Origin of the sequence: Citrobacter sp. Cpo012 (genome assembly GCF_030333015.1) — a bacterium.
GTDB lineage: Bacteria > Pseudomonadota > Gammaproteobacteria > Enterobacterales > Enterobacteriaceae > Citrobacter > Citrobacter portucalensis.
The window spans coordinates 349,681-357,025 of record NZ_JAOWGR010000042.1; the positions used below are offsets into that span (position 1 = coordinate 349,681).

General features: G+C 53.7%; 5 protein-coding genes. 2 read left to right on the plus strand and 3 right to left on the minus strand.

The annotated features are described in order from the left end of the window. Positions 1–12 precede the first annotated feature (12 nt). The 3 genes from ftsP to parC all read right to left on the minus strand — a co-directional run bounded on the left by ftsP (position 13) and on the right by parC (position 4,688). Entirely contained in the window at positions 13–1,425 is a 1,413-nt protein-coding gene (gene ftsP / locus OGX90_RS19850; protein WP_008785819.1) for a cell division protein FtsP, read from the minus strand. 71 nt (positions 1,426–1,496) lie between these two features. After that, positions 1,497–2,234: a 1-acylglycerol-3-phosphate O-acyltransferase gene (gene plsC, locus OGX90_RS19855; RefSeq protein WP_003024540.1), complete on the minus strand. Its 738-nt coding sequence runs from the start codon at positions 2,232–2,234 to the stop codon at positions 1,497–1,499. A gap of 195 nt (positions 2,235–2,429) precedes the next feature. Next, positions 2,430–4,688, minus strand: coding sequence for a DNA topoisomerase IV subunit A (gene parC / locus OGX90_RS19860; protein WP_003828391.1), 2,259 nt, complete (start codon positions 4,686–4,688; stop codon positions 2,430–2,432). Between the two features lie 277 nt (positions 4,689–4,965). Between parC and tssD the strand changes: the two genes are divergently transcribed. Together tssD and OGX90_RS19870 are read left to right on the plus strand one after the other, a co-directional pair. Next, positions 4,966–6,951, plus strand: a complete 1,986-nt coding sequence (gene tssD / locus OGX90_RS19865) for a type VI secretion system tube protein TssD (RefSeq protein WP_234103476.1) — start codon at positions 4,966–4,968, stop codon at positions 6,949–6,951. Beyond that, a partial coding sequence (locus OGX90_RS19870) for a DUF2931 family protein (protein ID WP_213786721.1) occupies positions 6,948–7,345 on the plus strand: 398 nt, incomplete at its 3' end. The genes tssD and OGX90_RS19870, both read left to right, overlap by 4 nt.

Here is a 7,345-nt window from a genome sequence, read left to right on the forward strand (position 1 = left end):
TACCCCGGCGCATTACGGCGCCGGGTTCACCAACATCTGTCCGATTGAGCCACGATCCGCCATTTCCAGCGTCTGGCTATTAAAGTAGAACGGGAAATGGGCCCAGGAAGGCTGTCCGTAATAAACCAGTAATTCAACCTGGCCATCAACCCAGACAGTATCTTTCCAGCCTCTGTCTTCCGGGAACGGCATCGCGCCATTCACATTACGGATCAGGAACGAAACACCTTCAATATGGAAGGACTGGGGCATATCCGCCCGCACCGTCCAGCGTTCCCAGGAGCCCTGCTGGGCAGTAATATCCATACGATTGACGTCCCACAGCTGACCGTTGATGCCAGGATCGTCGTCCAGGCTGATATCACGGCTGCGAATCGGCGAACCGCTGAGGATTTCCGTTGGCAGCAGGCGCATTGGCAGGCTGTCAGTCACCAGCGGCAGGAGACCTGTCGGGCGCAACGTCAATACCAGCGTGGAGATGAGAATACTGGAGGGCTCAAAGAACCCGCGGATCCTGTCGACAATACTGGCCGCCTCACCACAGGTGATAGAGACCTCATTACCGTTAGTCATATCCACCAGGATCTCACGACGCTCGCCCGGAGCCAACGAGAGCTGCTTCACCGAAACAGGCGCAGGTAAAAAACCCTGATCGCCGGAAATCACATGCAGCGCACGGCCATCACTCATTTGCAACTGGTAACGACGCGAGTTTGAAGCGTTCAGCAAACGCAAGCGCACCCAGCCGCGGGAGACTTCGACATATGGGCTTTGCGCCCCATTGACCAGCAGCGTATCACCGACAAAGCCACCGCTGCCGGGCTCGCTGTATTCCGGCGTGCCAAAGTTGTCCAGCCGCTTGTCCTGGATTATGACCGGAAAATCATCCACGCCATAGTGGTTGGGAATAGACAGTGATTTACTCACTTCATCTTCAACCAGCCACATCCCGGCAAGACCGTTATAGACCTGCTGAGCAGTACGATTTGGCGTATTAGCGTGATACCACAACGTGGCGGCATTCTGGCGAATCGGTAGCACCGGCGCCCAGTCAGCATTCGGGGACATCATGCGCGCCGGGCCGCCCATCAGCGGGCCTGGTACCTGCAACCCGGCGACGGTCATCGAGACATTTTCAGTCAGACGGTTGCTGTAGATAAGCTTGACGTCATCCCCTTTCCAGACACGGATTGTCGGTCCCAGATAGCGGCCGTTAATTCCCCATACAGGTGCGCGCGTGCCTTGCGTAAAGGACCAGTGCGCACGTTGCAGCGTCATAAATAGCGGCTGCCCCCGGCGGGATTCCAGCAGCGGAGGCACGGGTAACGGTTGTTGCTGACCGGCAGCATTAGCCTTCAGCGGAACAGCACCTGCACACAGTGCGATCCCCGATGCCTGAATGAACTGACGCCGACTGAATGACATATAAACTCCATAAAAAACTGGCTATTAACACGCAGGAAGTCATTTCCTGTAAAAAACCCGAATTGCGCGGATTAAACCTTTCCGGCGGCTTCCCGCTCAGCAACTTCTTTATCGAGTTCTGCGATTTTTTGTTCCATCAGCGTGCGGCAATGCGCTGCCAGTTCACGAACCTGATCTTTCCCAAAGTGGCTAATATCCACCGGTGGCAACATCTCGACAATTGCCAGACCATTATTGAGTCGATTGAGTTTTATCTTGTTCGAGGTTGTGGAAACGCACACCGGAATGACCGGGACACCAGCAGCAATCGCTGCATGGAACGCGCCGGTTTTAAACGGCAGCAGACCGCGACCGCGGCTACGTGTCCCTTCAGGGAACATCCAGATAGAAATGCGGCGTTTTTTGAAATGATTCACCACGGCAGCAATGGTGCTGTGCGCTTTAGCGCGGTTGTTTCTGTCAATCAATAGGTTACCGGTTAACCAGTACAGCTGCCCGAAGAAAGGGATCCACAGCAGGCTTTTTTTACCTACCGTCACCGTCGGCGGCTGAACGATATTCGCAGCGGTAACCATGTCATAGTTGTTCTGATGGTTACAAATATAGATAGCATTACCATAGTTCTGCGCGTCTGCCGGCATGCGGCACTCGACCTTCAGGCCATAAAGGGGAGCCAGGCGGCCAAACATATGGCCGAACGTTGCAACGTGTTTTGGATTTCGTGGGCTGAACAGACAGTATATGCAACCGAAAATACAGACCAGAACGCAGTAAATAACAGTAATAATTAAACGAAAAATATATAGCATAACAACCTCTAAGGCCTAAGAGCCTGGCATTTTACGTCACCTGATTCATCACGCGGTTTCAGGTTAGGGCTTTGTTAAGGGCGGCTCTCTGGAAAAGCGTATTGTTAATCGCAACGCACGAATAAACAACGGTTTCACGGGAATTTTTAACGTTGGCTCTCCCTGGGCTTTAACAGGGAGAGCCGGACGGTAGCGTTATTCTTCGCTGTCGCCGTGACTGGCGCGTCGAGGCGAGTCAATCTCAATGCTGTCGATACGCTGCAGACCACGCATTAGCGTGCCGCGACGGCCGCGCTCTCCGGTCACTTTCTGCAACTCTTCAGGACGCAGTTTGATTTTGCGCTTACCGACGTGGATGGTCAGCGTGCTCTGCGGCGGCAGCACGTAAAGTTGCGCCAGACCATCCTCGCCTTTCGCCGCTTCCGCTGAAGGGATATTAATGATCTTGTTCCCTTTGCCTTTCGACAGCTGCGGTAAATCGCTCACCGGGAACATCAACATGCGACCAGCCTGAGTAATAGCCAGTAGCATATCGGTTTCATCTTCAATCACCACCGGCTGCATCACGCGCGCATTTTCTGGCAGTGTAATCAATGCCTTACCAGCACGGTTACGTGCGACCAGGTCATTGAAGGTACAGACAAAACCGTAGCCCGCATCGGAGGCCATCAGCAGTTTTTGATCGTCGCCTTCCATCAGCATGTGCTCAACCGTCGCGCCTGGCGGCAGCGTGAGCTTCCCGGTCAGCGGTTCACCCTGACCGCGCGCCGACGGCAGCGTAATCGGGTCGATGGCATAGCTGCGTCCGGTCGAGTCAACGAACACCACCGGCTGGTTGCTCTTACCCTTCACTGCCGACTTAAAGCTGTCGCCAGCTTTATAGCTTAATCCCGGTGCATCGATGTCGTGGCCTTTCGCGCTACGCACCCAGCCACTCTGGGACAACACAATGGTCACCGGCTCAGATGGCAGCATGTCGTGCTCGCTCATCGCCTTCGCTTCTTCACGTTCCTGCAACGGAGATCGACGATCGTCGCCATAGGCGTCCGCATCGGCCTGCAGCTCTTTCTTCAGCAGGTTACTCATTTTACGTTCGGAAGCCAGAATGGCCTGCAACTGATCGCGCTCTTTCGCCAGCTCATCCTGCTCACCGCGGATTTTCATCTCTTCGAGTTTGGCAAGGTGGCGCAATTTCAGCTCAAGGATGGCTTCAGCCTGGGTTTCAGAAATGCCAAACCGCGACATCAGCTCAGGCTTAGGTTCATCTTCATGACGAATAATTTCGATGACTTCGTCAATGTTGAGGAACGCCACCAGCAAACCTTCAAGGATGTGCAGGCGCTTGAGCACTTTTTCCAGACGATAATTCAGGCGGCGACGTACGGTATCGCGGCGGAACGCCAGCCATTCGGTGAGGATCTCCAGCAGGTTTTTCACCGCAGGACGACCATCAAGACCGATCATGTTCAGGTTGATACGGTAGCTTTTTTCGAGATCGGTAGTGGCAAACAGGTGGTTCATCACCTGCTCCATATCCACACGATTAGAGCGCGGGACAATCACCAGACGGGTCGGGTTTTCGTGATCCGATTCGTCGCGCAGGTCGTCTACCATCGGCAGCTTTTTATTGCGCATTTGAGCAGCGATCTGCTCCAGCACTTTTGCCCCGGAAACCTGATGCGGCAGCGCGGAAATCACCACCGCGCCGTCTTCTTTCGTCCATACCGCACGCATACGTACGGAGCCGCGTCCGTTTTCGTAAATCTTACGAATTTCCGCGCGCGAAGTAATGATCTCCGCTTCGGTCGGGTAATCCGGCCCTTGCACGATATCCAGCAACTGATCCAGCGTCGTTTTTGGCTGCTCAATCAGAGTAATCGCTGCTTTTGCCACTTCACGCAGGTTATGTGGCGGAATGTCCGTTGCCATACCAACGGCAATACCGGTCGTGCCGTTCAGCAGAATATTTGGCAGACGCGCAGGCAGCATCTTCGGCTCCTGCATGGTGCCGTCGAAGTTTGGCACCCAGTCCGACGTTCCCTGACCGAGTTCGCCCAGCAGGACTTCCGCATATTTAGACAGACGGGATTCGGTATAACGCATCGCCGCGAAGGATTTCGGATCGTCCGGAGCCCCCCAGTTCCCCTGCCCGTCAACCAGCGGGTAACGGTAAGAGAACGGCTGCGCCATCAGCACCATCGCTTCATAGCAGGCGCTGTCACCGTGCGGATGGTATTTACCCAGCACGTCACCGACGGTACGGGCGGATTTTTTAAATTTGGCGCTGGCATTCAGCCCCAGTTCGGACATCGCGTATACGATGCGACGCTGAACGGGTTTCAAACCATCGCCAATAAACGGCAACGCCCTGTCCATGATGACGTACATGGAATAGTTCAGATAGGCGTTTTCCGTGAATTCATGCAGCGCCAGGCGCTCTGCCATATCGCTCATTAATCGTGGTTCCTCAACTTTGTACCCCTCTATTGAAGGGCAATATTGCCGCAGATACTACCCTATCTGGCGTGTTGAGTCACAAAGAAAAGGGCCGCGAATGCGGCAGTATCGCCATCACAGGCAGAGAGAAGGCAGGCTATTTTTTCTATTAGCGCTTCCTTTTACGATTAAATAATAAACTAAATTTGCGACTTAATTTGATTGATGGCAGGTTATTTTATCCGTTTTATCATTACGCTTCTTCCTGAGTAAAAACCTCCTTAAAGGAAAATAAATGAGCAGCCTTATTTATTTAACGCTTGAGGGTGATATTCAGGGACCGATTTCTGCAGGCTGTAACTCGCAGGCCTCCGTGGGCAATCGCTATCAGTCAGCGCATGAAGATAGTATCTTTGTCTTCAGCCTGACGCAGGCGCAAAGCAGCATACAAGGCGGCGTTAAGCACCTCGGCCTGCGCTTTTGCAAACTCCTGGATAAAAGCTCTCCGTTATTCTGCAATGCTATTAATAATAATGAACGTCTTAAAATGAGGTTTGATATATACCGCATCAATCGATACGGTCGCATGGAAAAATATTACTTAATCGAACTTCGTGGTGCGACGGTGCAGGCTATTCACCAGGAGTCCAAGATGAACGATATGGATTATGAATATATATCGATAGATTATGATCATATTCTGTGTCGTCATCTGATTGCCTGCACCGAGTTTGATTACCTGCTGACACCGGACAATTACGATCGGCTTTTCCCGGTGGTGCAAAAGAGCATTTTGCCCGCAGAGCAGCCGGTGCGTAAGGTGACGCTGGTGCTGGGGATATTCTTCGACGGCACCGGCAATAACGCCGTGAATACCCGCAACATGCTTGAGGCGCTCACCGCGCAGCATTTTGATATTGAGAGTCCAGATGCCCAAAGCATTCTTGCCAGAAATGCACAGGAGAAGATGGGGATCAGCGGGGTAGGAGCGACCAGCTATCTGGGGTATTACACGAATATTCACTGGTTGAATGAGTTATATCAGTGGCAATTTCCTGCAGACAGCAGTTATGTACAAAACAGACTATATGTAGAAGGAATTGGCACCCGGGCGGGTGAACCCGATAACCCAATAGGCCTGGGACTGGGCACCGCAGAAACCGGGATTATTGCCAAAACCGATGATGCGGTGGCGCAACTGGCGACAGCCATTGATGCCGCGCTTGCTTTACTGAAAGGGGCGTTTGTCGTCGACACACTGCTGTTTGATATCTTCGGCTTCAGCCGCGGCGCAGCCGCAGCCCGCCACTTCGCTAACCGTGTCCAGGCAGAAGACCAGGCCATTATCAACGCCATTAATACAGGAATGATGGAGTATGAATATCGTGGTGCTCCCGCAGGCAACACCCGTTTTCTCGGCATCATGGACACCGTGGCGGCTGTCGGTACGGTAACCAACGGACTCGACCCACACAGCGCCGACACCGGCAACGTTACCCTCCGGCTGCGTCCGGGCGTGGCGCAAAAAGTGTTTCATCTTACCGCCCAGAACGAGTGCCGCTACAACTTCGCCCTTAACAGCGTGGCCCCCGCCTGGCCAGAGCTGGCACTCCCCGGCGTGCACTCCGATATCGGCGGCGGCTATATGCCACAACTACGCGAAGACCTCTTTCTCACCCGTCCGCAGGTGGAAACCCTGCCGCAGAACCAGCCCGGGGCGCAGTCTCACATATACGCGCAGACGATGGCGCAGTTGCGTGTGCTCGAACATTCACCGGCTATCATGCCCATTATACGCACCCATGAGATCACCCCGGAGGTCTGGGAGGACCCGCGGGCACCTACTGACCGTTACACCCAGCCACAAAAACGCACCTTTACCGCCCTGACGTTGCGCCAGCGGACGGTCTTTTCCGACTGGTCGAAGGTGGCGTTGCGGGTGATGGTCGATGCGGCGGTTGAGGCTGGGGCGTTATTGGCTGACGTCGATAAAATTCAGAGACACGCCCTACCGGATGCGCTAAAGCCGTTGTGCGAACAAGCCCGGGAAATGGGAAAAGCAGCCCGTCAGCACAGAAGCACCGCTGGCTTTACACCAGAAGAGGTGGATCGGATTGCCGGCCGCTATATCCACTGCTCAGCCCACTGGAACGCAGTGGATCTCAAACAGAGCGGGGAGTTACAGGGTGGAGCATCAGCCTCGGAAACCGTCAGCTTTGTCAACCGACCGGACGCTAACTGGATCAGAACCATTTACAACATGGATGGAAATAAACGATGAAAATATCTTATGCCCTGGCGCTTGCGCTGTTACTGGCCGCTGCAGGCTGCAGCCCACATCAGTCGCCCCCTTTACAGTCAAAACAGGCCGCCAGCGGCGACTGGACCCTACCTTATGGTAAGTGGATCTTCGCTTTTATCACCCCCAGAGAATTACCCTCAATGGTCAACCATGCAAGAGTTATCGATACCGATGGTTATCTGTATACGTTTAATACGCTTGACCAGGCTTCCCCTGACCCAGATTCCGTCAAAGAATGGGCTGAAAATGCTCATGGTTTTGGCGACCAGTTCAACAAAGTCAAAAAACCCCCTCAGTACATTGTCTTCTGCTGGGATTCCTATATTGACCAGCAGACCTATGAAACCAGCGCCGTCTTCGGCCCCGAAACCTG

Coding starts and splice junctions, on each gene's coding strand:
- ftsP (WP_008785819.1), bottom strand. CDS start 1,425: ATGTCATTCAGTCGGCGTCAGTTCATTCAGGCATCGGGGATCGCACTG.
- plsC (WP_003024540.1), bottom strand. CDS start 2,234: ATGCTATATATTTTTCGTTTAATTATTACTGTTATTTACTGCGTTCTG.
- parC (WP_003828391.1), bottom strand. CDS start 4,688: ATGAGCGATATGGCAGAGCGCCTGGCGCTGCATGAATTCACGGAAAAC.
- tssD (WP_234103476.1), top strand. CDS start 4,966: ATGAGCAGCCTTATTTATTTAACGCTTGAGGGTGATATTCAGGGACCG.